This is a genomic window from Butyrivibrio sp. VCB2006 (assembly GCF_000420945.1).
Lineage (GTDB): Bacteria > Bacillota > Clostridia > Lachnospirales > Lachnospiraceae > Butyrivibrio.
The window spans coordinates 264,518-288,507 of the sequence record NZ_ATVX01000004.1 but is presented as its reverse complement, the minus strand read 5'-3'; the positions used below and the strand labels follow the sequence as shown (position 1 = coordinate 288,507).

Below are 23,990 nucleotides of genomic sequence, written 5' to 3'. Positions count from 1 at the left end.
ATATGGTGAAAGGCGGCTGAGTATTCAATTCGAATTGATTACTTGGCCGCTTTTTATTTTGGAAAAAACAAGTCGATAAATTTGCCACTTTTACATTAATAAATAACGGGAATTATACTAAATTTTTTAGGAAACCAGCACATAAATTGTTAATAATATACAGATAGTTGTTCTAATTTTTGGAAACTGCAAAAATATTACGAAAAATGTTACAATTTCCGCAATAACTGTCAACAAAGGCGCAATTTGTGGGAAGTGTAACCGTAACAATATTGTTAGAATGGGGGTGCTCGAGCGAAAAATTGAATATGGAAAGGGGTTTGCTATGAAAAAACGTTTAGCGTTGGCACTTTGCCTTTTGCTGTTTGGGGGAGCGGTAATTGGAAACAGTGTAGATGTTCAGGCGGCAAGCGTTGTTAATGGCAGCTATGTAAAGGCTGACAATGAGAACAACCCGCTTGTAACACAGAATTATGGTGCTGACCCGGGAGTATTGGTGTATAACGATACAGTATATATCTATACAACCAATGATTCTCAGGAATATGCGGCCATCGGTAACAATGAAAATACCTATGGTAGAATTAACACCTTAAACTGCTATTCATCCAAGGATATGGTCAACTGGACTGACCATGGCAGTTTCAAGATTGCAGGAAGCGGCGGCGCCGCAAAGTGGGCTACAAATTCATGGGCTCCATGTCTTGCGACCAAGAAGATTAACGGAAAGGATAAGTTCTTCCTTTACTTTGCAAACAGTGGCGGTGGAATCGGAGTTCTTACCGCTGATTCACCTACAGGACCTTGGACTGATCCTATAGGAAAGGCACTTGTTAACGGAAGTACACCAGGAGCAAGCGGAGTAGTATGGATGTTTGACCCTGCAGTACTTGTTGATTCAGATGGAACTGGATATCTTTACTTTGGTGGCGGCGTTCCAAGCGGACAGGCTGCACATCCAAAGACAGCAAGAGTTATCAAGCTTGGAAGCAACATGACTTCAGTGTCTGGCTCTGCTGTAACAATTGATGCACCATATCTTTTCGAGGATTCAGGCATCAATAAGATTGGAAATACATATTATTACTCATACTGCTCAAACTGGAACTGTGCAAATGGTTTCAACAATGCAGCAATAGAGTATATGACAAGCTCAAGCCCTATGGGACCTTTCACATACCAGGGCGAGATCATGAAGAATCCAGGAGTATTCTTCTCAGGTTCAACAGGCAACAACCACCACATGATCTTCGAGTTCAAGGGCAGCTACTACATGGCTTATCACACAAGAGCAGTTGAGTCTAAGGTTATCGGCAAGAGCCTTGGCTACAGAACTACTCAGATTGATAAGATCAATGTATCAGGCGGCAAGATCAGCGCACTTATACCTACAATGTCAGGTGTTTCACAGCTTTCATATGTAAATCCTTATGAGGCTGTTCAGGCTGAGACAATGTTTACTCAGAGCGGCATCACAGTTTCCGGTAACGGCGACGGCGTTGCATGGGTAGGCAGCATTTCAAACGGCGATTACACAAAGGTTAAGGGAGTTAACTTCGCAAACGGACTTGGCTCTATCACTGTAAATGTTAACAGCAGAGGTACAGGCACAATTCAGGTTAGAGAGAACAGCCCAACAGGTAACCTTCTCGGAACTATCAACCTTTCAAACACAAATGGCCAGAACAAGGACTTCACAGGCACAATGAAGAACGTAACAGGTGTCAAGAACATCTGCTTCGTATTCAACGGAAGCTTTGAATTCGATTACTGGCAGGCATCAGCTACCGGCGAAGCAGCAGGCGGAAACCAGGGCGGCAATGAAGGTGGAAACCAGGGTGGAAATCAGGGCGGAAACCAGGGCGAAGCTACAACAACACAGTCAGACAACAAGGTAGAGTGCGAGACCATGACATTGTCAGGTCAGTACGCAGGAACTATCAATAGCCCATTTAGCGGTGTAGCTCTTTATGCTAACAATGACACAGTAAGCTTTGATCAGTATTTTGCATATGATACACATGATGTAACTCTTCGCGGATGCTCTAACAACAGCAACATGGCTAGAGTTGACCTTAAAATCGCAGGAGAGAAGGTTGGTACCTTCTATTTTGGCGACGAGTATCCTGCAGAGTACACAATTGAAGGTGTTAAGCACCAGACAGGCGCAGTTAAGGTAGAACTTACTGTTTCTGCAGATGACGGAACATGGGATGCATATCTTGATTACCTCACATGGGGCACAGGTTCAGGTTCAAGCTCACAGGGTTCAAGCCAGGGCGGATCAAGCTCACAGGGTGGTTCTTCATCCGGTTCAGGCAGTTCATCCCAGAGCGGACAGGTTGTAGAAGCTAACCTTCTCAACACCTATGGCGCTCAGTACGGATATTCAGGAACATGTATCAACCTTTATCAGCTCAGAGATTCAAGCCAGCTTAATATCTTGAAGCAGCACTACAACTCAATCACACTTGAGAATGAGATGAAGCCTGATGCACTTCTTGGAAGCTCAGCAAGACTTATCTCTGTAAGCCAGGCTAAGAGCCAGGGTTATTACATCCCTGATGGATACAACGAGCAGTATGTTCCTCAGATCAACTTCAACACAGTTGATGAAGTTATGAAGATCTGCTATCAGAACGGCCTTAAGATGAGAGCTCATACACTTGTATGGCACTCACAGACACCTAGCTGGTTCTTTAGAAACGGATTCTCAGGAAGCGGAAGCTTTGTAAATTCTTCTACAATGGACAAGCGTCTTGAGATGTATGTTAAGACAGTTATGAACCACGTTTACAACAGCCAGTATGGCTCAGTCGTTTACGCTTGGGACGTTGCTAACGAGATTCTCCACGCTTCAAATTCAGGCTGGGAGTCAGTTTACGGCAGCAACAAGAAGAATGCTACTTATGTAAAGAAGGCATTTAACTACGCTTATGAGACACTTGAGTACTTCAAGCTCACAGATTCAGTTAAGCTCTTCTACAACGACTACAACACATACATGGAAGTTAACGATGTAATCACACTTGTTAATTACATCAACCAGGGCAAGAAGGTCTGCGCAGGTGTTGGTATGCAGTCTCACCTTGGAACAAACTATCCATCAGTTGATTACTACACAACAGCACTTAAGTCATTCCTTAACGCTGGATTTGAAGTTCAGATTACTGAGCTTGATATCACAAACAGCGGTGATTCAAACCTTGCAAACTATGCTTACAACCTCTTCAAGAGCATCAACAGTGTTAAGAAGGGCGGAGCTAAGATTACAGGTATTACATGGTGGGGACTTTCAGATCAGACAACATGGATTAACAACTCAGCTCCACTTCTTTTCTCAAAACCTGGTCAGCCTAAGCAGGCATACACAAAGGTTATTCAGGCTTATACAGAGACCTTTGGTCAGCCTACAGCAGGCGGCGGATCAAGCACACCTGAGATCAATCCTCAGCCAGACCCATCACAGGGGGGTTCTTCATCAGGCTCAGGTAGCTCACAGGAGACAACACCTGTTAACGAGAACTCAACAGCTCGCATTGAAGATGGATGGTATTACATCAAGGGCGTTCAGTCACAGAAGTACCTCACAGTTGAGGGTAACAAGGCTGATGGCTGGAACAGCGTTGTAATCAGCTCAGGTTCAGGCGTTGATGGCCAGAAGTGGTATGTAACAAACGTATCTGACGGTTACATCACTCTTACCAGCAAACTTGGCAGCATTATGATGGATGTTGCTAACGGCGAGGATGTTAACGGCGCAAACGTTGGAACATATCAGGGCTACGGCGGAGACGCTCAGCAGTTCATCGTTAAGAACACAGCTACAAGCGGTGTTTACACAATCGGAACAAAGTGCTCAAATACTACTAAGTACATCGACGTTAACGAGCACAAGACTGATGATGGAACAAACGTAATCCAGTATGCTTACAATGGCAATGCTAACCAGCAGTGGCAGTTCGAGAAGGTAGAAAACCAGTCTCAGGGCGGCCAGGAAGATCCAAGCCAGGGTCAGGGCAGTCAGGAAGATCCTTCACAGGGCCAGGAAGATCCTAATCAGGGTCAGGGTGGCCAGGAGACTCCGGAGCCTACTCCTGTAGCTTCGGGACTTGAGCTTACATACTCTATCAACAGCTGGGGATCAGGTTACCAGATAAGCTACAAGATCACAAACAATACAGGAAGCGCAGTAGATACATGGACACTTAAGCTCAACAAGAATCAGGTTAACCTTGATTCAAACTGGAATGTAAATGTAACTACATCCGGTGATTACTATGTAATTACTCCTGTATCATGGAATGGTCACATTGAGAACGGCCAGAGCATCGAATTTGGTTCTATCGGCGTTGGCCAGGTAGGAAATACTATCGAGTATTCATTTAATTGAGACTAATTACTTGAATACTTAATCCGATTCTGCATCTTGGCAGAATCGGGAGAATTCTCTAATACATCCTTTTTGTTGCATAACATAAATAGAGAGCCGGTGCAGCTTATATGCTGCATCGGCTCTTTAGATTAATGCAATATGCAGCACCGGTCCTTTGACCGGATACTATTCACAACTAATCAAATGCAGCACCGGTCTTTTGACCGGATACTATTTGCAATTAATCAAAATGGATGTGGATAATAGCTACAGATTCTTTTGACTATCATAATGGTTGACATGAGATGAAAGTGGCATTATATTAGTTCGAGTGTTATCTAGTAGATTTATATTTATTAGATTCTTATTTATTAGGCTCTTGTAATCTTATTAGATTCTTATTTATTAGATTCTTATGGTCTTATTAGAATCTACTACTTCTATGGTCTATGGCAGGGTTATTGTCTCGCCAGATTTTATTCATAGTTAGGATTGATAGTTAAATTGATAGTTAAATTGATGGTTTTGTTAAGCAGGCCAGAGCTGTATTGGCGCATTCCAAGCCGTTGGGGTGGTGGTTGAGTGCTATAGTTTAGTTCGGCTGTTTAGTTCAGTGGCTGAGAACAGTGGTCGAGCTCGGTGGTTGAGATTGGTAGTTGAGTTCGGGTTACTACGCGTGATTCAGGAAAAATCCCAAACCCAGTGTAGTCCCAAAGTTAGTACGAACAATTGAAAGCTATAATTACGCGTAACATGGGAAAAATCTCAGACCCAGTGTAATCCTAAGCCTCCAAAGTGTCACAGAAGCCTAAACACTACGCCTAGACCACGAAAATTTCCAGCATACGCGTAGCCAAATCCCAGGGACTGGAAAGGGCTACGAGTACAGGACGAAAAACGCTGGAATACTCGTAGTCGCTAGAAAAGAAATGGAAAAAGAAATGGAAATTGAAATGGTAATACGGACCATGAGCACAGGTCTCACCAGACCCCAAGCTCCAGGCGACCATAACCCTCAAAAAACGGCCCATGCAAAAAAAGAACCAAGACAATGCAAAAAAACAGAAAGGAACCAAAAAGAAATTGAAAGATTATTCGCCACAGCTAGCGCAGCAATTAAAAGAAATTGATGAATTGTTAAAGATTTCCAATAAAAACATATCCAAACTGGGGGATGTACCTGATCTAGGAGTCAATGTCGGAAGGAGCAATGGATGCAATCAGTATTATCTGATTGGAGATAGCTCTTCTGACTAAAGATGCTAGAATATGGGAATCAGAGCAATTTGCGACGGTTTACAATAAGTACGTTATAAAAAGAGCTGTTGCATTAGCACAGATATGCGCAACCACAGGAATAGAGAACTTGCGATATACCGCGTAGCTGTAAGTAATCACAAGTCCCATGAGAAAGGCATATAACCCCTGAATCAGATTCATATGATAGATTCCAAACAAAAGAGCTGTGAACCACACCGCAACATGAACCAATTTGGGTAATAATGTCACATTACGACACAAAAAGGAAATATTAGATGGGTTATTATCAGTAGATACGAAGGGATTGACGAAAGTATCCATTTCCACATCACTCCTAATAGATCTGCCCACAGCCCTCTTTAAAATAATTAGCAACAGATTAAATATCCCAAATCTGAAAATCAGTTCCTCAACGACAGGAGAAACGAAGCAGTACAGCCCAATAGTCTCAGCAAGAGAGTTATGGCCGAAGAATTGGTGCTGTGCAATCTCAGAATATGCTTCATTATCTGTAAGCCCAAGAAGTCCAAAGAGAAAAGTAAGCGTTACTGTAGCGATGATGCATATTGCAGCAACTTCTATGTAGTTGTACCATCTGATAGTTTTCATGTGAATAGGATACCCATCTATGCTATAATAAGCAAGTCGTAAGTTGTGACACTATGTAAGAGATAATCAAATTGAATACATAGCAGTCTATAATATATTTCAAGGAGGCATTTTAAATGGCACAGAATCCTGTAGTTACAATAACAATGGAAAATGGAGATGTTATCAAGGCTGAGCTTTATCCTGAGATCGCTCCTAACACAGTTAACAACTTCATTTCACTTATCAATAAGAAGTTTTATGACGGACTTATTTTCCACAGAGTAATTAATGGCTTTATGCTTCAGGGCGGAGATCCTGAAGGCTCAGGAATGGGCGGCCCTGGCTATGATATCAAGGGCGAGTTCTCATCCAATGGTTTCAAGAATGACCTTAAGCATACAGAGGGTGTTCTTTCTATGGCAAGATCCATGATGCCTGATTCAGCAGGATCACAGTTCTTTATCATGCACAAAAAGGCTCCTCATCTTGACGGAGACTATGCTGCATTTGGTAAGGTTACTGAGGGCATGGGAGTAGTTAACAAGATTGCAGAGGTTGATACTGACTGGAACGATCGCCCTGTAACACCACAGGTTATGAAGACTGTAACAGTTGAGACCTTTGGCGTTGACTATCCGGAACCTGAGAAAGTTTGATAATTACGAATAAGATGATTCCTGGTGTAAGGACTTATATTTAATTATACAAATGATGGTCTATCCTATGAACAATGTGGGATAGACCATTTTTATTTCACTAATACTTAATTGTTTTAAGAGATTATTTATGTGCACTACTCATAGTGCGGCTATATAATCAAGGTGGACGTGCACAAAAAATGCTATGTTGTGAGCAATCTTGCGTTACAAAAAGCTTTTGAACGGAATGCATTAGCCAAATGAATGATTTTGATAATAGTGAGGTGGAAACATATGAAAAGGATTTCAAGTAGAATAGTAGCTATTGTTTCATTGGTTTTAGTATTATCAGTTGCTTTTGGCGGCAAAGCATATGCTGCCAGTGAATGTCCGCAGTTTTTTGATCTGGGCGACCAGGTTATTAGCGTTGATGCAGGCGCAACTCAAGAAGTATGGCTCTACGCCAAGGTTGCATACAATTACTACATTGGCAATCATACCAGTAAGGGAACCTATCTTGAATGTGCTTCCAGAAGAGGAACAGAGTATATCAAGGTTCACATTGGAGCTGATGAGCAGGTTAAAAACGTATTTTTCTACTTCTATCCTGCAGAAGATCCCTACGAGCACTATGGCGACTATGCTTCTTTAGAAGTGTATGTTCAGAATATCAAGCCTGCCATGGCTGATCCTGCAGCAGAAGTTCTTAAGACCTATGCAGGAAACGACGCCGAGTTCAATGCATATTACTACTATGTAAATTATCCTGACCTTCAGGCTGCCTTTGGAAAAGACGCAGATGCTCTCAAGAAGCACTGGAATACATTCGGTAAACAGGAACTTAGGACCGCTAACAAAATCAAATAATACTATGGTTAAGAAAGCCATTTGACGGTAGAAATCTTTGTGCTGTTAAATGGCTTTTTTTCATGTTAAAAGAACTATATAATCATATCTGAAAATGCAGTCATATATGTACTGATGATATAAAGGGAAACTACCATGGAAAAAGAGATAAAGGCATATTACCATCTGCCTGGTTTGTTTGAATTCTACGAATTATACAAGGTATTTTTGCCACTATATAGGGAGCATTCAGAATGGTTCTATGAATGGTGTGATATAGGCTCGATATATGGTGCACCGGGGGATTGTCTGTGGGGCGGCGGAAGAGTTGGCTTCGGCGATGAAGACCCGGAAGCAGTAGCAGAACTAATGGAGGAATGCAGCATTTCTGCAAGACTTACCTTTAGTAACAGCCTCCTGACCGCTAATCACCTGTCTGATAAAAGATGTAACGGCCTATGCAAACTCTTTGAGAATAGTATAGAATTGGAAGGCGGTAATATTCCGCAAACAAAGGGGGAAAAAGTCCAAAACGGCATAATCATACACTCGGATCTGCTTCTTGATTATATTCAAAAGAACTACCCCGGCTTTTATTTTGTCTCGTCAACTACCAAGGTCCTTACAGATTTTGATGACCTGGTAAAAGAACTGGATAGACCGGAATTTAGATATGTTGTTCCGGATTATAGGCTAAATAAGGAATATGATAGACTAACTGCTCTTTCGGATGCCCAGAAACAAAAGGTTGAGTTCCTGTGCAACGAATGCTGTTGGTTTGGATGTTACGATAGGAAAAACTGCTATGAAAATGTCAGCAGGAAAAGTCTTGGAGAAAACTGTGAAGATCATGTATGTGTCTCACCAACCGCAAATAGAGGCTACAGATTTTCAGATGCGATGAAGAATCCAGGTTTCATCGGACTTGATGATATCAGGAATACATTTATTCCCAATGGCTTTACCAATTTCAAAATAGAGGGACGAAGCCTTGGAAGCGCAGTGTTGCTGGAATTCTTGCTATATTACATGACCAAACCTGAGTATCAATTAAATGTTCGGGAAGAAATCTATCTGGACAGTACGCTGGATCTCTTTTGATGATCTAATTAAAATGGATAAACAAAAACCGCTTAGCCATGATAGTTAAGCGGTTTTTGTTAACAGGGGAAGCAGGATTCGAACCCGCATGAGCGGTTTTGGAGACCGGCATACTAGCCATTGTATGATTCCCCTTTGTTCATATGTATCAGTGCCTTTCAGCACCGACGAAGGAAAGTATATCACATAGAAAATGGGTTGTAAAGGCTATTTTTACAAAAAACCAAATCTCGTATACTTAGTGCCATAATGCCGCAAACGTTGTAAAATAGAGGTGTTGAGGTAGTCCTTTTTTTATAGAAAAGTTGCAGGGGAGGCATGGGGGATGCAGACAACCAAAAAGGAAAGAATCAGTTACTATCTATATTTCTTTGGCCAGAACATGTTCTATATGATCATAGCCAGCTTTATTTCAGTCTTTTTGCTAAATCATGGGGTGAGCGAGACTGTGGCGGCTTCTGTCATTTTTGCTCCACAAATTTGGGATGTCATAAACGATGTAATATTTGGAAGAATAGTGGATAAATGCCATTTTAAGGGCGGAAAATTTATGCCATGGCTTAAGGTTTCATGGTTTTTGATTCCGCTGACAACGGTGTTTATCTTTTGTATGCCTCATCAGATCAGTGCTACTGCAAAGTGCGTCTGGGTTATAGTCGGTTACTGCCTGTGGTCCGTTGCCTATACTATGTGTGATACGCCTATTTTTGCGCTTTCTACAGCAATGACAGACAGAGTTGATGAGCGCAATTCAATCCTGTCCATAGGAAGAGTAAGTGGCACGGCGGCAGCGGTTATAGCAACACTTGCAATTGAGGGACTGTACACTAACCTTGGCTGGCCCCTTTTATCGATATCTCTTTCTATAGTTGCCATGGCGCTGATGCTTCCTATGATAGTTTGGGGAAAAGAGAGAAATCAAGCCGGATCAGGAGCATCTCCAACTTTTAAGGAGATGATCACAGCACTTTCCGGAAACAAATATCTCATTATTTTCTACTTCGCGTTTTTCCTGGTAGGCCTGACAAACACGGTGCAAACTGTTATTCCGACCTTTGCGCAGTATGTCCTGGGAGATACAGGGAAAGGCACAATTCTACTTGCTATGTCCATAATCCCTGCAATTATCGTGGCCTCTTTTTTACCATTTCTTTGTAAAAAGATTGATAAATTCTGGCTTTACATTATATGTCTTGGAATATTTGTTGTGGCATCTGTGGTTCAGTTCTTTTTCGGATATGAAAAAGACATACCGCTTTATATAACAATGGCGATGCGAGGAGTGGGCCTTGTGGGCACAAATGTCCTAGTTTATATGTTCACTCCGGACTGTGTCGAATATGGGCACTATACATCAGGAATCAGACAGGAGGGAATTACTTTCTCAATTCAGACCTGTGTTACTAAGCTTTCCGCAGCACTTATGAGCAGTATGTCACTTCTTCTTTTGGCACTTTTTGGTTTCAAAGCAGCAAATGCAGATTCTGTAACAGGAACAGTTGATGCTGTAGGAGCCTATGGCTGCTGGAATGTACTGACCTGGATCAGTGCCATTGGCCCTGTTATAGCAATAGTTCTTTTGATTTCCAAATATAAACTGAGGGATTCTTCTGTTAGTCTAATGGCCAGGTGTAATGCCGGAGAAATATCAAGAGAGGAATGTGAAACAAAGCTTTCGAACATGGCATGAATATTTATTAAGAAATAAATAGTAAATATCTGTAATTTCAAGTGGTGAAACTGTGAAACATAGAATTTTCCTAGGCTATGTACTATAGATACAAGATGATGTATAATAATAACGAATTATGTGGAATATGTAGTATAGAAATATGCTTTTTTCCACATAATCTTAATTCGAATCTGTTTCATGGATTACAATAGCGGGGGAATTGTTATGAAGAAAAAGATATTATCCTTAACCACCTTGTTTCTGGTGGCGTTTACCACACTTGCAAGCATATTTCTGTTCCCAGTGAGGATAGTTGCCGCAGAGTCAACATTCTCTGGTACAGTATCAGACAAGACCAACGCTGAGATGCTCTATCTGAACACCAGCGGCGGAACCATGGAGATCAAGATTGATTCAAATGTAGCTGTCACAGGAACTAAAGTCATTCTTCCTGGAAATTCAGTGGTTGCTACCTGCTATGTTGGAAGCGATGAATACTGGCATGTATCCAAGCTTTCAGGTAACACTCAGGTGGGCAAGGCTTCCATCGACCAGAGCACAAAAGCTACTGTTAAGGGCCGTATTGCAAAGGGCACTTCTGAAGAACTCCTTTATCTTGTAATTGATAACGGAACAATGCAGATTAAGATGGACAGCGATACAGATCTTAGTGGAACAACAATGCTGATCATTGGTAAGACTGTTCAGGTAGTGGTTGCAAGAGGTTCAGATGCTTACATGCATGCTCTTTCAATTACAGATGTAAACAGTGGAATTAGCACAGCTACAGCTTCTGCATCAACGACCGTTACTGCAACTTCCTCAGTTAATTCAGTTACCGGAACAGTTGAGAAGGGCACAACATCTTCAATGCTGTATCTTGGAACTTCAGGTGGAACAATGGAATTTGTTCTTGACCTTGCTACAGATGCCAGCGGATGCAGAGTTCTGATGCCTGGACAGAGCATATCAGTTAATTTCTATAGAGGAAGTGATGCTTGGAATCATACCTCCAAGATAGTTAACAACTCTTCCAAGGCTGCTTCTGAGGTTTCTCTTGATGCGTCTACCAAAGCCACAGTTACAGGAACTGTAGACGGAGCTACAACGGAGAACACTCTTTACCTGAACACCAGCGGCGGAACAATGCAGATAAGACTTGATGCTTCTACCAATTTCTCAAGATGTCCTGTTCTTCTCAAGGATAAGAACGTTTCAGTTGTTATTGAGCGTGGAAGTGATGAGTATAACCACGCAGTTTCTATTAGCCAGAATTGATGGTAGAGCGGATAGTGTGAATGCGCAGAAGTCTTAAGCTGGGAACTATCAGATTTTGAGATTATAAGAATGTATTATTATCAGCCCCCGGTGCAGTGCATCGGGGGTTTTTGATGACTTGTAACTACGTTGATTTAATGAGTGATATATAGGAAAACGTTTTCTTGCATCCAAGATTATGCTATACTGTAACTGATTTACTGACAAAAAAGGCTCTATAGTATTGGAAAAAATAGTAAAGTACTAGTAATAAGATATTCCTTGGCATGTAAAAGAGCCTTGCGGAGGACAAAAGAAATGCATTTTAAGAAAATATATTACCGTAAAACGCAGTATAAGAAGATATACATGACTTTAGCAAGCCTATTATCTATAGCTATGCTTGCTTCATGTGGCAAGCAGACGCCCATTTCAGGCAACGCTACCAATTCGACTGATATAATCCAGGAAACAGCCGAAGAAAGCACTGAGAATCTCCCACCTCTCAACATCATAGAAGACAAATACCGTACAACCTACGAAATATTCGTCTATTCTTTTTATGATAGCGATGGTGACGGCATTGGTGATCTTCAGGGTGTAATTGATAAGCTTGACTACGTTAATGACGGCGATATTACCACGGACACAGACCTTGGCTGCAATGAAATATGGCTCATGCCGATTTCTCCTTCGCCAACTTACCATAAGTACGACATTACTGACTATAAGGACATTGATCCTCAGTATGGAACACTGGAAGATTTTGATAATCTGGTAAAAGAGTGTCATGACAGAGGCGTTAATATCATTATAGATCTGGTTCTTAATCACACCTCAAGTGAGCATCCCTGGTTTAAAGAGGCAGCGCAGTACTTGAGAGAACATGATGAGCTTTCTGAGGAGTGCCCATACCTGTATTACTACAACTTTGCGACAGAGCCTCAGACCGGTTACGAGAAGCTTTCCGGTACCAACTGGTACTACGAAGCCCGTTTCTGGTCAGGAATGCCGGATCTTAATCTTGATAATCCCAGTGTAAAAGAGGAAATTGCTGATATTACACAGTTCTGGATTGACAGGGGTGTGGACGGCTTCAGACTTGATGCTGTAACCTCGTATTACACTGACAATGACACCAAGAATATCGAGTTCATGACTTGGTTAAATGATACAGTTAAGTCCCAGAAAGAAGATGCCTACATGGTAGGAGAGGGATGGGCTGCACTTTCAAGGTATTCCAAGTATTATGCCAGCGGAGTCGACAGCTTTTTTGACTTCGAATTCTCAGGAACCGAGGGTGTAATAGCAAGCGTGGCCAGGTCCAAGAAAAAGCCTATTGCCTACGCAAATGCAATCGCTGATGCGGAAAAAGAAATTACCAGTGTCAACGAATTTGCTATAGATGCGCCATTTTTTACCAACCATGACATGGCCAGGGCAGCAGGATACTTTGTGGGCCGGGGCTCTGACAAAATGGTGAAGATGGCAGGGGCATTGAATCTTCTGATGGGAGGAAATGCCTTCATTTACTACGGAGAAGAGCTTGGAATGAAGGGCTCAGGCAAAGATGAGAATAAGCGTGCTCCAATGCAGTGGGTGTCGCTGGATGAGACGGGTAATCAGAAATCAGGAGAGGTAGATAACAATCAATTGTCAGAAGTACTTGGCGGTGTGGTTTCAGCGGCTGATGCAGATGGCATGTGCGACGGGCCTAAGGATATGGATCCGGTTGAAATGACCTATCCAGCTCTTTTTGAGCAGGCTCAGGATCCTTATTCAATCTACAATTATTATAAGAAGGCAATTCGTCTTAGAAACACATATCCGGTTATCGCAAGAGGCAAGACTCAGCCTATAGAGGTATTGTCTGACGATGATATCGGAGCTTTTGTCAGGTACGGAAGTACCGGCCTTTCCTCTGATTCTCATGACTATATAGTTTTTGATGAAAATGGGAACAACATTGGATTGGACGGAAATGAAGGAACTGTCCTTGGAGCAAAAGACCCTCTGTACGGCGAGGCAGCACTACTTATCATTATTAACAACGGCGATGAGGCCAAGACAATTGACTTATCTAAGTGGAGCGGCACAGGTAGTAGCCCGGAGATCGCTTATGAACTCAATGTGAGCGAAGAAGCAGCTTCTATTGATGGCTTGAGCCTTACGATTCCTTCATATGGAATTACAGTGATTAAATGAAATGCAGTACAAACGGGAGATATTATGAAAAAAGAATTCGACAACTATATTTTTGACCTGTACGGAACCCTCATCGATATCCACACAGATGAGGAACAGCCGCAGCTTTGGGAAAAGATGGCTGACTACTTCAAGCTGCACTTTGGCGCTGTGTACGAACCCAAGGTCCTTCGTAAAAGATATATCGCTATCTGCAAAGAAGAGGAGAAAAAACTTCAGAAGGAAAATCACGCCAAGTGGCCTGAGATCAGGATTGAGAAGGTGTGGGTGAGGCTTATAGAAGAGGGAAAAGAATCGGTTGAATCCCGAAAAGCAGCTGATACCGGAATAGTCGGTGACGTTACTGAAGAATCCGCAGAAATCCGCACTCTTTGCGTATTCTTCCGGGAAGCCTCAAGAGATAAGCTGGTAGTTTACGATGGAGTTATTGATACCCTGGATAAGCTCAAAAAAGCCGGCAAGGGCATATATCTTTTGTCTAATGCGCAGCGCGCCTTTACGGAAAAAGAGCTGGAGATAGCCCACCTTACGGAGTATTTTGACGATATATTCATTTCCTCGGATAAGGGCATCAAGAAACCACAGAAAGAATTTCTTGAGTTGCTTTTAAAGGAAAACACACTTATTTCAGACAATTGTGTTATGATAGGAAATGATCTTCTTAGCGATGTGGGTGTTGCGTTTGCAAATGGCATAAACAGCGTATTTCTGAACACCTACGACTATTCAGACAAGAAGATTGATGAGGAACTAACAGAGCTTGGAATAAAAGGTTCGAGGTTCATGCCCCTCATCGTTAAGGATGGAGATATTCGCAAGATAATGTGATTATATGGGCAGATAGATGCAATCAGTAATTATTATGAATCTGCGTGACCAATTGGCAAATATATAAGGAAAGAGGATAAATTTATGCAGGACAGATTACCTAAACGTGACGAAGTAGCCCTTGAGCTCACATGGAGACTTGAGGACATTTATGATGATGAGAAAAAATGGGAAGAGGACTTTAATAAGATTGCAGAGCTTGCAGACAAGATCGCATCTTTTAGGGGAAAGCTTTCAGAGAGCGCCCAGAATCTCTTTGACGTGTTTGCAGTAAGCGAAGAACTTGAACACGTTCTTGACAGAGTATATGGCTATGCCCACATGAGAGAAGACCAGGATACAGCTAATTCCAAGTATCAGTCTCTTCACCAGCGCGCTATGTCTGCCTATGTTGGTGCAGGAGAAAAGACTGCTTTTATGAACCCTGAGATCCTTCAGATTTCTGATGAGCAGCTCAATAAATTCTATGCTGAGTGCAAAGGACTTAATAAGTACAAGAGAGCAATCGGCGAAATCAGAAGACTCAAGGATCACATGCTTTCAAGTGAGATGGAAGAGCTTCTTGCAAGCGCTGCAGAGGTTCAGGGTGCATCTCAGAAGGCATATGGAATGCTTTCAAATGCAGACCTTAAGTTCCCTACTGTTAAGGACGGAAAGGGCGAGGATGTAGCTCTTTCAGACGGAAGATTTGTTCCAATCCAGATGTCCAAGGACAGAGAGCTTCGTAAGAATGCATTCGAAGCTTACTATGGCAGATATGAAGAGTTTAAGAATACTTGGGCTGCTATGTATGACGGAGAGATTAAGGGCCGTATTTTCGAGGCTAAGGCTCGTAAGTACAACTCAGCTTTCGAGAAGGCAGTTGATGGAAATGACGTTTCACCTGCTGTTTGCGACAGCCTTTTTGAGTCAATCCACGACAACATGGACAAGATGCACAGATATGTATCACTTCGTAAGAAGCTTCTTGGCGTAGATGAGCTTCACATGTACGATGTTTATGTTGCTATGCTTGCTGATTACGACATGAAGGTTTCCTACGAGGAGGCCAAAGAGCTCTCTCTCAAGGCTCTGGCTCCTCTTGGCGAGGACTACCTTGATGTGGTAAAAGAGGCCTATGAGAACAGATGGATTGACGTAATTGAGAACGAAGGTAAAAGAGGTGGCGCTTATTCAGGCGGCTGCTACGATATCCACCCATACATGCTTCTTAACTACAACGACACATTAAATGATGTATTTACCCTTGTTCACGAGATGGGTCACTCAATGCACACTTGGTACTCCAACAAGGCTCAGAACATCCTTGATGCTAACTACAAGATCTTCGTTGCAGAGGTTGCTTCTACAACTAACGAAGTTCTTCTGTATCACTATATGAAGGATCATGCTCAGAATGCTCAGGAGAAGGCATTTATCATTAACCACTTCCTTGACAGCTTCAAGGGCACAATGTTCCGTCAGACAATGTTCGAAGAGTTTGAACGTAAGACTTGCGAGATGGCTGAGGCCGGAACTCCTCTTACAGCAGAGGCTCTTTATGAGGTTTACTATAACCTTAACAAGCAGTACTTTGGCGAAGATATGATCTCTGATCCTCAGATTGGATGGGAGTGGTGCAGAATTCCTCACTTCTATTACAACTTCTATGTATATCAGTACGCTACAAGCTTTGCAGCTGCTGTTGCAATTGCAGACAGAATCCTTAAAGAGGGCGCTCCTGCAGTAGAGCAGTACAAGAAGTTCCTTTCAAGCGGATGCACACAGGATCCTGTAAGCCTTCTTAAGATTGCAGGTGTTGACCTTACAACAAAGGCTCCTATCGATGCAGCTCTTAAGGTATTCGGTGAGGCTATAAGTGAAATGGAGAGTATAGTTGGCAACAGAAGTGTGCAGTAACTGCACACTTCGTAAGAATATGATTCATGTGTGAGGGGCAACCTTTGCGAAGCAAATTGGAATGTTGCCCCGAATCGATATGTGTAGTCGAAGACTATACATATCGAGATGGAGGAAGTGGTAAAAGAGCTTTAATTGGAGAACCAATATGGCAAAAGAAGTATGGCGTCCAGGCAATATGCTGTATCCCGCACCACCGGTGATGGTCAGCTGTCAGCGCCCGGGCGAAAAACCTAACATAATAACAGTAGCATGGGCAGGCACTATTTGTAGTGATCCTGTCATGCTTTCTATTTCCGTGAGGAAGGAACGACACTCACATAGTATCATCAAGGATACCGGTGAGTTTGTAGTCAACCTTACCAGCAAGAAACTTGCCTTTGCTGCCGACTGGTGCGGTGTCCGTTCAGGCCGTGAGTATGACAAGTTTAAAGAGATGAAGCTTACTCCACTTCCTTCTCAGAAAATATCAGCTCCCGGAATAGAGGAAGCCCCTGTTAACATTGAGTGTAAGGTTAAGCAGATACTTGAGCTTGGATCTCACGATATGTTTATTGCAGAGGTTGTGAGCGTTTCTGTTGATGAGAAGCTCATGGACGACAAGGGAAGGCTCGATCTTGGTAAGGCGGGGCTCGTGGCATATTCTCACGGTGAGTATTTTATGCTGGGTGAGAAACTTGGTAAATTCGGATATTCTGTTGCCAGGAAACCATTGGACAAAGAAAAGTCAAAGCCAGCAGGCAAGAAAGCATCCAAAGACAAATCATGGAAAGATAATAAATCCAAGGATAAGTCAGGAAAAAAGAAGAATAGAAAAGAAAAATAAGAATAGAATTATCATGAGACTATGTATATAAAAACATAATCAATGATAAGCATGTTACAAATATGAAATACTTTCTCTTATATATAAAGCAAACATTGCGGTTTGTACTTAAGCCTTTATCTTTCGTGCCCGCAATCATAATGATGTGTCTGATCTTTTCTTTTTCCGGACAGGATGCAGATACAAGTTCTGAGCTGAGCTTCCAGGTGGGCGTCAAGGTCTTTTCTGTTGCTAATGATGCCTTTGATAAGGGCTGGAGTATGAAGAGAATCGAGCAGTTGTCAGAGAAATCTCAGTACTACATTAGGAAAACGGCTCATTTCACTGAATACTTTGTACTGGCTGTTACAGTGGCATTTCCATTGTATGTATATGGAATAAGAGGCATCTGGCTAGTGATTTTGGCAGGAGGCTATTGCATAGTCTTTGCCGGATTTGATGAATACCACCAATCCTTTATTGACGGGCGTAGCCCACAGAAAAAAGATGTCCTCATCGACAGCTGCGGAGTAATCCTTGGTGTTATCATAACCAGGATTATCGGATGGACCGGCAGAATGACTGTATTCAGGCCGTTGTCTAATCACAAAAAGCCCAAAGAAAGCTATTAAAGATAAAATGTCGTCCAAAGAAATACCCCCATAAGGGGCTTACGGAATACTTAATAATGATTTAAACTCCTATTTGTGCACGAAAACTAGTACAAATGGGAGTTTACTTTATTATGAAAAAGAAAATTTTTCACTTTTGATGGCTGCTACACTTGCGGCAGGCATCATCGGATGTGGAAGCACTTCTGCAACATCTTTTGCTTATCCAAGTCTTGATGTACACAAGGAGTACTATGGTTGGTACACATCAATTTATGGTTTTTCAGAAGCTCTTTTCAAGATGGATGAGAACATGAGCGCAGCTTCTTGTCTTGCCAAGGACGCAACAGCTGACGGATCAGTTTGGACCATCACATTAAATGATGGCGTTGCATTCTCAAATGGTAATGCTCTTACAGCAGACAAGGTGTCTTTATTTATGAGTGGAAACACGCTATAGTTGTGTATGAACGTTTAATTAGGGGGATTATGGAAGATGATAACCATAGGCGACATAGATTTTACTGTGTATAAAGAGACGAATGTAGGCTTGAGTGGCTCCATAAAAAAAGGGTGCCTCCATCTGGAATCCTACGTTTACGGTGAAGATTATGACAGCGAAAAATACTATGATTTTTCAGAGGAAGATACAGAGAGACTCTTTTCAATAAACTCTTTTGATGTCTTTCTTATAAACTTAAGACAGGGGCGTCTTCGTTGGATGGAGAGCTTTCTTGAAGACTATGATATTCATCCAAAGACAAGCTGCTTTTAAGAGAGGGCAAAATGGGATTTCAGGAGCTCATGCGATATCCGGTGACATCGGTAATAATCGCGATAAATATAATAGTTTTTGCACTTGTGAACCTTAAGGCCATAGGTGTTAATAGGCTAGGGTCTTCCTATATGGACACAATCCAGAACAGACAGCTGCATCGTGTGGTGACCAGTGCTTTTACTCAGAGGGAGATTATGCATCTTGCCTGCAATATGTATTCCCTGTACAACATCGGAACTACGCTTGAATATGCGCTGGATTCGGGACTTTATGCATTATGCTATGCAGTCATAATGATAGCTGGAGGGCTTGTTTCTGCAAGACTCCACAAGAATGGCTCGCCATTTACTCTGTCAATCGGAGCCTCAGGAGTCATATGTGGACTTCTAGGGATTTATATGGTGATAGCTTATAGCGTGTTTGGGTTTGGCGGCATTAGATCCCTAATTCCAACCATAGTTCTTCTCATTGCCATGACAACTTCAAAAAAGATAGATTCCATCGGACATTTCACAGGACTAGTTTCTGGGATTATCTGCGGGATTGTTCTGGTAAGTGTTTACTCTTTTGGATAATCAATTTTCAATTACATTACAGATAATTACTTAATTAAAGGAGCTCCAACAATGGATTCAGTAACCAAAAAGGCATTCAAATTCATTTTTGCGCAGACTATTATAAATATTGTGTTGCTTGTGATATGTATTCTCTTCAAAGATGAAGCATTCATGAGATTCTATGGCACTCTTTTAATATTTGCCATAGTTGTTGGCATAGCTTACCTGATATATCTTTATGTTAAAAGAGATACATTAAGAGAGAAACATGCTTCCGCAGCTGCACAAAAAGCAGGCATGCAGGCAGAAAGTAAATGATTGTTATTTGTCTAGGCATTGCAGGGGTTCTTTGCTTAGGATATTTGCCAGGGGATGGTAATGTCAAATAGGGAAAAAGAGCATAATTGGTATTACATGTTTGAAGATTGGTAATGTCAAACAGGAGAACAGAGCATAATTGGTATTACAAGCTTGAAGATTAGTAATGTCAAAATAGTGAAAAAGAGCTTGATTGGTATTACAAGCTTGAAAATTGGTAATGTTAAATAGGAAAAAGAGCCTGATTGGTATTACCAACTAGGAGATTAGTAATACCAAACAGAAAGAAATAAGCAGGTTTGACATTACCTGCACAGAAAAATTGGATGTAACACTCGCTTGCATCAAAACAAATCCACCTCAATCCAACAATGAAGGGGCTGCGCCCGGATTTTGATCCAGTGGTACAGCCCCTTATTTATACACAATATTGTCATAATGCAGCAAGCGGCATAAGTCCTAAATTAGAAATCAACTTCTGTGTCGTAGTAGCAGCACTTAAGCAGCTTTTCCATTTCTTCCTGGCTTGGCTGGCGAGGATTGGAGCCTGTGCAGGCATCAAGGATTGCATTTGCTGCAATGTCGTGAAGTCTCTCAAGGAATACATCCTCAGGAACAAAGCCTGTTTCTGCTGGAAGTCCGTCAGGACCATAGTGGTTGATGCTGTGAGGAATGTTAAGATCATCATTCATCTTGCGAAGGTACTCGATAAGGAGCTTAACCTTCTCATCATCGTTTGATCCGCCAAGTCCCATGTAGTCAACGATTACACCATAGCGCTTTTTAGCAACAGGGTCTTTTGCGTTAAATGCGATAACCTTAGGAAGGTACATAGCATTAGCTGCGCCGTGGATGATGTGAGCACCAAGGTCAGCAAAAGCAGCACCGGTCTTGTGTGCCATTGAATGAACGATTCCAAGAAGAGCATTGGAGAAGGCCATTCCTGCAAGGCACTGAGCATCGTGCATAGCATCTCTTGAATCCATATCCTCATTGTAGGATTTAACAAGGTGCTTCATTATCATTTCTATAGCGTGTATTGCCAGAGGATCTGTGTACTCGCAGTTTGCTGTGGATACATATGCTTCAACAGCATGAGTCATAGCATCCATACCTGTGTGAGCAACAAGCTTTTTGGGCATTGTGTGAGCAAGCTCAGGATCTACAATGGCAACGTCAGGTGTGATTTCGAAATCAGCGATAGGATATTTGATACCCTTCTGGTAATTAGTGATGATAGAAAAAGCTGTAACCTCTGTAGCTGTTCCTGAAGTTGAGGAAATAGCACAGAATTTAGCCTTTGTACGGAGCTTAGGAAGTCCGAAAACCTTACACATATCTTCGAAGGTTGTGTCAGGATATTCGTACTTGATCCACATAGCCTTAGCTGCATCGATAGGTGATCCGCCGCCGATGGCAACAATCCAGTCAGGCTGGAACTTCTGCATGGCTTCAGCACCCTTCATTACAGTCTCAACTGAAGGATCAGGCTCAATTCCCTCAAATAACTCAACTTCCATTCCGGCTTCCTTAAGGTAGTCCTCTACCTTCTGAAGAAAGCCACCTCTTTTCATAGATCCGCCCCCAGTGCAGATAATGGCGCGTTTGCCCTCGAATGTCTTCAGAGCTTCAAGAGCTCCTTTTCCGTGATAGATGTCTCTTGGCAGTGTAAAACGTGACATGAATTTTATACCTCCTTAAAATTTTGTTAAAAAAATAACGTAACCCAATAACTATTATATCGATAAACCGCGCCTATTTCAACCAAAAAAGCATATATTCTCAGGAAAATCACAGAAATATGCACCTTACAGTTGTGTTCGTGAGGACATGATTCATTTTTTATATGATTCAGTAACGACACTCAGAATTATTCAATAAATTGATAACTTTTCTCAAAAGCCCATAATTAGCCCACAATCCGGCACGACCTGTGTATAATGGTTAGCGTAGGCTAACATGAGTTGATAAAAACTATCAATTACTAATAACGAGGGAGGACGATATGTGCTTAAGTGAACTTAAACAGGACAGTGATGCTATTGTTAAGAGTCTAAGTGGTGATCAGCGATTTATCAGCAGAATCACCTCTATTGGACTTACACCGGGGTGTAGTGTGAAGGTCATGAGGAATGACAAAAACAGACCTATGCTGATTTATTCCAGAGACACCATGATTGCCCTTAACAGAAAAGAGTGTATGGGAATTGAAGTTGCGGAGGTGACAGTATGAGTCAGTCAACTATTGCGCTCCTTGGACAGCCTAATTCAGGCAAGTCAACGCTTTTTAATGCTCTTACAGGCCTTCGCCAGCATGTGGGAAACTGGCCTGGCAAAACCGTTGAGAAAAAAGAAGGTTATTTTACCTACAGGGGAATGGAATGTGCAGTTGCGGATCTTCCTGGCTCCTATTCCCTGACAGCCAATTCTGATGAGGAAATAATCACAAGAGACTTTATTGCTTCTGGAAGGGCAGACGTGGTGTGTATCCTGGCAGACAGCTCCCAGCTTGAGAGAAGTCTTTTCATGACTGCGGATTATGCGGGAATCACAGTGCCAAGCTTCCTGGTTTTGAACATGGCAGACGTGGCCAAGGATCAGGGCAAGACCATAGACGTACAGGCGATTGAGAAAAAACTTGGCATTCCGGTGCTTCTTTTCTCTGCCACGGAAGGTAAGAACTACGAGCCATATTACGAGATCATGGAAAGAGCTGTTCGGGAAAAGACAGTTCTAAACACTTCAGAAATTGAAGAAGAATACAAGAAGATTGAAGGCTTTGAAGAGTTAAAGAGTCTTATTCCGGAAAATCTGGTTCCCGGTTTTTCATCCACCTGGATGGCGGTGAAGGCCCTTGAAAATGACAAACTTGTGATGAAGCAGTTAAAAGAAAAGCTTCCTGCTGACACCATGAAAAAGGTCACTTCAATCATAAATACTTCACAGGGGGCCATTGCTACAGGAAGCGCCAAGTTTAAGTGGATCGATGCGGTTCTGGAGGGGGCAGTATCATCTAGTAACAAACAGATTACAGTGGGCAAACTGGATAAGATATTCATGAGTAAAACCTGGGGCAAGCCTGCGGTTGTTCTGACAGTTCTCCTTGGACTTATTGCATCCTTTATACCGGCGCTGCCACTTATGTTTGTAGGTCAGGGAATCCTGGCGTTAAAAGAACCGGTGACAAGCGCTCTGACAAACATTGGCTGCCCGGATATTTTGGTTGCTGCTATATGTACAGTAATAATCCAGTCGTTTTGCTATATTTTCCAGATGCTGGGCTTTGTATTTGGTGTAACACTGGTCTTTGGGCTTTTGGAAGAAATCGGTGTCATGGCCCGAATTTCTTATGTGTTTGACAATACTATGGGCAAACTTGGACTTCAGGGTAAGTCCGTAATGCCTTTCCTTGTAAGCTTTGGCTGTACTATGGGAGGCGCAGCAGGTGCCAGAGTTATCGATAACTGGGGACAGAAGGTCCTCACCATTGCTCTTGCATGGGCTGTTCCCTGCGGAGCGGCTTGGTCAGTTGTGCCCATGCTTTCTTCAATATTCTTTGGCCCGGGAGCAGTACTTGTTATCGTTGTTATCCTTCTTACAATGATCCTGCACATGTACATAACAGCCAAGATCTTTGGAAGACGTCTTGTTCAGACAGGAGACCGCTACGGGATGATTATGGAGCTTCCTCCATACCATAAGCCTAAGTGGGGAGCACTTCTTCGATATGTGTTCGGCAGAACAGTTGATACTTTTAAGAGAGTTAGCAGTGTGGTTATTCTTGTGTGTGGTATTTTCTGGCTTCTTAGCTATACCTTTATCCCGGGAACAGCGCCAATCCTCTGCAGACTTGGCCAGGCAATTGAGCCTGTTACTAAGGTATTTGGCCTTGGATGGCAGCTGTTTATTGCTTTCATTGCTTCATCTGTGGGTAAAGAGGGAGCTATTGGCGTTATTAGTGCTCTTTTCACAGGGGAGAATGTAGCAGGAGCTTTCAACGCAGCTATGGCAGGAGCTGGGGCTGCGTCAAACCTTAGCGAGATCCTTCTTGCCAACGTAACCAAGGCAGAGGCTCTGGCCTTCATATTTGCCATTACCTTTAACATGCCTTGCGTTGTGGCTCTGGCTGCAACCTATCAGGAAACAGCGTCAGCTAAGTGGACTCTTAAGATAGCTCTTTATTACACGGCGACAGCTCTTTTGCTATCAACCATTGTGTATCACATAGGGCTTCTCATCTGGTAAAATA

20 protein-coding genes and 1 tRNA gene are annotated in these 23,990 nt (G+C 42.4%); 18 read left to right on the top strand and 3 right to left on the bottom strand.

Annotated elements, in window-relative coordinates:
• Nucleotides 1-325 precede the first annotated feature (325 nt).
• Both G613_RS19820 and G613_RS0105550 read left to right on the top strand, forming a co-directional pair.
• A complete protein-coding gene (locus G613_RS19820; RefSeq protein WP_051151036.1) occupies nt 326-4,393 on the top strand; it encodes an endo-1,4-beta-xylanase in 4,068 nt (1,355 codons plus the stop codon).
• A gap of 911 nt (nt 4,394-5,304) precedes the next feature.
• A complete protein-coding gene (locus G613_RS0105550; RefSeq protein WP_155828038.1) occupies nt 5,305-5,505 on the top strand; it encodes a hypothetical protein in 201 nt (66 codons plus the stop codon).
• A 166-nt stretch (nt 5,506-5,671) separates the two neighbouring features.
• On the opposite strand, the gene G613_RS0105545 is transcribed toward G613_RS0105550, so the two are convergent.
• A complete protein-coding gene (locus G613_RS0105545) occupies nt 5,672-6,244 on the bottom strand; it encodes a CPBP family intramembrane glutamic endopeptidase (RefSeq protein ID WP_029231714.1) in 573 nt (190 codons plus the stop codon).
• 116 nt (nt 6,245-6,360) lie between these two features.
• On the opposite strand from G613_RS0105545, the gene G613_RS0105540 reads away from it, so the two are divergent.
• From G613_RS0105540 to G613_RS0105530, 3 genes are all read left to right on the top strand, one after another.
• Nucleotides 6,361-6,882, top strand: a complete 522-nt coding sequence (locus tag G613_RS0105540) for a peptidylprolyl isomerase (protein WP_029231713.1) — start codon at nt 6,361-6,363, stop codon at nt 6,880-6,882.
• A gap of 276 nt (nt 6,883-7,158) precedes the next feature.
• Nucleotides 7,159-7,731: a hypothetical protein gene (locus tag G613_RS0105535; RefSeq protein WP_029231712.1), complete on the top strand. Its 573-nt coding sequence runs from the start codon at nt 7,159-7,161 to the stop codon at nt 7,729-7,731.
• A 135-nt stretch (nt 7,732-7,866) separates the two neighbouring features.
• Nucleotides 7,867-8,811, top strand: coding sequence for a hypothetical protein (locus G613_RS0105530; RefSeq protein WP_029674576.1), 945 nt, complete (start codon nt 7,867-7,869; stop codon nt 8,809-8,811).
• Between the two features lie 63 nt (nt 8,812-8,874).
• Here G613_RS0105530 and G613_RS0105525 read toward each other — a convergent pair.
• Nucleotides 8,875-8,946, bottom strand: a tRNA-Trp gene (locus tag G613_RS0105525).
• A 190-nt stretch (nt 8,947-9,136) separates the two neighbouring features.
• Here G613_RS0105525 and G613_RS0105520 point away from each other — a divergent pair.
• The 11 genes from G613_RS0105520 (at nt 9,137) to G613_RS0105470 (ending at nt 19,741) form a co-directional block, all read left to right on the top strand.
• Nucleotides 9,137-10,501 carry an MFS transporter gene (locus G613_RS0105520; RefSeq protein WP_029231710.1) on the top strand — a complete coding sequence of 455 codons (1,365 nt, stop codon included), beginning with the start codon at nt 9,137-9,139 and terminating at the stop codon, nt 10,499-10,501.
• Nucleotides 10,502-10,708: 207 nt separating this feature from the next.
• A complete protein-coding gene (locus tag G613_RS0105515) occupies nt 10,709-11,761 on the top strand; it encodes a hypothetical protein (RefSeq protein WP_029231709.1) in 1,053 nt (350 codons plus the stop codon).
• 297 nt (nt 11,762-12,058) lie between these two features.
• The gene (locus tag G613_RS17875; protein WP_029231708.1) at nt 12,059-13,945 is read left to right on the top strand and encodes an alpha-amylase family glycosyl hydrolase; all 1,887 of its coding nucleotides are present in this window, start codon (nt 12,059-12,061) and stop codon (nt 13,943-13,945) included.
• Nucleotides 13,946-13,969: 24 nt separating this feature from the next.
• Nucleotides 13,970-14,773, top strand: coding sequence for an HAD family hydrolase (locus tag G613_RS0105505; RefSeq protein ID WP_029231707.1), 804 nt, complete (start codon nt 13,970-13,972; stop codon nt 14,771-14,773).
• Between the two features lie 84 nt (nt 14,774-14,857).
• Entirely contained in the window at nt 14,858-16,672 is a 1,815-nt protein-coding gene (gene pepF, locus G613_RS0105500; protein WP_029231706.1) for an oligoendopeptidase F, read from the top strand.
• Nucleotides 16,673-16,820: 148 nt separating this feature from the next.
• A complete protein-coding gene (locus G613_RS0105495; protein WP_029231705.1) occupies nt 16,821-17,498 on the top strand; it encodes a flavin reductase family protein in 678 nt (225 codons plus the stop codon).
• A 140-nt stretch (nt 17,499-17,638) separates the two neighbouring features.
• Nucleotides 17,639-18,109 (top strand): VanZ family protein, encoded by a 471-nt coding sequence (locus tag G613_RS0105490; protein WP_242826127.1) that lies wholly within the window; start codon nt 17,639-17,641, stop codon nt 18,107-18,109.
• Nucleotides 18,110-18,248: 139 nt separating this feature from the next.
• Complete coding sequence (locus G613_RS0105485; protein WP_029231703.1) at nt 18,249-18,548, top strand: hypothetical protein; 300 nt, start codon at nt 18,249-18,251, stop codon at nt 18,546-18,548.
• Nucleotides 18,549-18,584: 36 nt separating this feature from the next.
• Nucleotides 18,585-18,863, top strand: coding sequence for a hypothetical protein (locus G613_RS0105480; RefSeq protein ID WP_029231702.1), 279 nt, complete (start codon nt 18,585-18,587; stop codon nt 18,861-18,863).
• 11 nt (nt 18,864-18,874) lie between these two features.
• On the top strand, nt 18,875-19,441 hold the full coding sequence (locus G613_RS0105475; RefSeq protein WP_029231701.1) for a rhomboid family intramembrane serine protease: 567 nt from the start codon (nt 18,875-18,877) through the stop codon (nt 19,439-19,441).
• Nucleotides 19,442-19,492: 51 nt separating this feature from the next.
• On the top strand, nt 19,493-19,741 hold the full coding sequence (locus G613_RS0105470) for a hypothetical protein (RefSeq protein WP_029231700.1): 249 nt from the start codon (nt 19,493-19,495) through the stop codon (nt 19,739-19,741).
• A gap of 464 nt (nt 19,742-20,205) precedes the next feature.
• On the opposite strand, the gene G613_RS0105465 is transcribed toward G613_RS0105470, so the two are convergent.
• Nucleotides 20,206-21,423: an iron-containing alcohol dehydrogenase gene (locus G613_RS0105465; RefSeq protein WP_029231699.1), complete on the bottom strand. Its 1,218-nt coding sequence runs from the start codon at nt 21,421-21,423 to the stop codon at nt 20,206-20,208.
• Nucleotides 21,424-21,746: 323 nt separating this feature from the next.
• On the opposite strand from G613_RS0105465, the gene G613_RS0105460 reads away from it, so the two are divergent.
• Both G613_RS0105460 and feoB read left to right on the top strand, forming a co-directional pair.
• Nucleotides 21,747-21,974 carry a FeoA family protein gene (locus G613_RS0105460; protein WP_029231698.1) on the top strand — a complete coding sequence of 76 codons (228 nt, stop codon included), beginning with the start codon at nt 21,747-21,749 and terminating at the stop codon, nt 21,972-21,974.
• Nucleotides 21,971-23,986 carry a ferrous iron transport protein B gene (gene feoB / locus G613_RS0105455; protein ID WP_029231697.1) on the top strand — a complete coding sequence of 672 codons (2,016 nt, stop codon included), beginning with the start codon at nt 21,971-21,973 and terminating at the stop codon, nt 23,984-23,986. The genes G613_RS0105460 and feoB overlap by 4 nt, the downstream gene beginning before the upstream one ends.
• The last annotated feature ends 4 nt before the right edge of the window (nt 23,987-23,990 follow it).

Bases quoted from the DNA above. Each gene is read 5' to 3' on its own strand.
- G613_RS19820 (WP_051151036.1), top strand. From the start codon at position 326: ATGAAAAAACGTTTAGCGTTGGCACTTTGCCTTTTGCTGTTTGGGGGA.
- pepF (WP_029231706.1), top strand. From the start codon at position 14,858: ATGCAGGACAGATTACCTAAACGTGACGAAGTAGCCCTTGAGCTCACA.
- feoB (WP_029231697.1), top strand. From the start codon at position 21,971: ATGAGTCAGTCAACTATTGCGCTCCTTGGACAGCCTAATTCAGGCAAG.
- G613_RS0105490 (WP_242826127.1), top strand. From the start codon at position 17,639: ATGATGTGTCTGATCTTTTCTTTTTCCGGACAGGATGCAGATACAAGT.
- G613_RS0105520 (WP_029231710.1), top strand. From the start codon at position 9,137: ATGCAGACAACCAAAAAGGAAAGAATCAGTTACTATCTATATTTCTTT.
- G613_RS0105550 (WP_155828038.1), top strand. From the start codon at position 5,305: ATGGAAAAAGAAATGGAAATTGAAATGGTAATACGGACCATGAGCACA.
- G613_RS0105470 (WP_029231700.1), top strand. From the start codon at position 19,493: ATGGATTCAGTAACCAAAAAGGCATTCAAATTCATTTTTGCGCAGACT.
- G613_RS17875 (WP_029231708.1), top strand. From the start codon at position 12,059: ATGCATTTTAAGAAAATATATTACCGTAAAACGCAGTATAAGAAGATA.
- G613_RS0105495 (WP_029231705.1), top strand. From the start codon at position 16,821: ATGGCAAAAGAAGTATGGCGTCCAGGCAATATGCTGTATCCCGCACCA.
- G613_RS0105465 (WP_029231699.1), bottom strand. From the start codon at position 21,423: ATGTCACGTTTTACACTGCCAAGAGACATCTATCACGGAAAAGGAGCT.
- G613_RS0105515 (WP_029231709.1), top strand. From the start codon at position 10,709: ATGAAGAAAAAGATATTATCCTTAACCACCTTGTTTCTGGTGGCGTTT.
- G613_RS0105480 (WP_029231702.1), top strand. From the start codon at position 18,585: ATGATAACCATAGGCGACATAGATTTTACTGTGTATAAAGAGACGAAT.
- G613_RS0105460 (WP_029231698.1), top strand. From the start codon at position 21,747: ATGTGCTTAAGTGAACTTAAACAGGACAGTGATGCTATTGTTAAGAGT.
- G613_RS0105535 (WP_029231712.1), top strand. From the start codon at position 7,159: ATGAAAAGGATTTCAAGTAGAATAGTAGCTATTGTTTCATTGGTTTTA.
- G613_RS0105545 (WP_029231714.1), bottom strand. From the start codon at position 6,244: ATGAAAACTATCAGATGGTACAACTACATAGAAGTTGCTGCAATATGC.
- G613_RS0105530 (WP_029674576.1), top strand. From the start codon at position 7,867: ATGGAAAAAGAGATAAAGGCATATTACCATCTGCCTGGTTTGTTTGAA.
- G613_RS0105505 (WP_029231707.1), top strand. From the start codon at position 13,970: ATGAAAAAAGAATTCGACAACTATATTTTTGACCTGTACGGAACCCTC.
- G613_RS0105475 (WP_029231701.1), top strand. From the start codon at position 18,875: ATGGGATTTCAGGAGCTCATGCGATATCCGGTGACATCGGTAATAATC.
- G613_RS0105485 (WP_029231703.1), top strand. From the start codon at position 18,249: ATGGCTGCTACACTTGCGGCAGGCATCATCGGATGTGGAAGCACTTCT.
- G613_RS0105540 (WP_029231713.1), top strand. From the start codon at position 6,361: ATGGCACAGAATCCTGTAGTTACAATAACAATGGAAAATGGAGATGTT.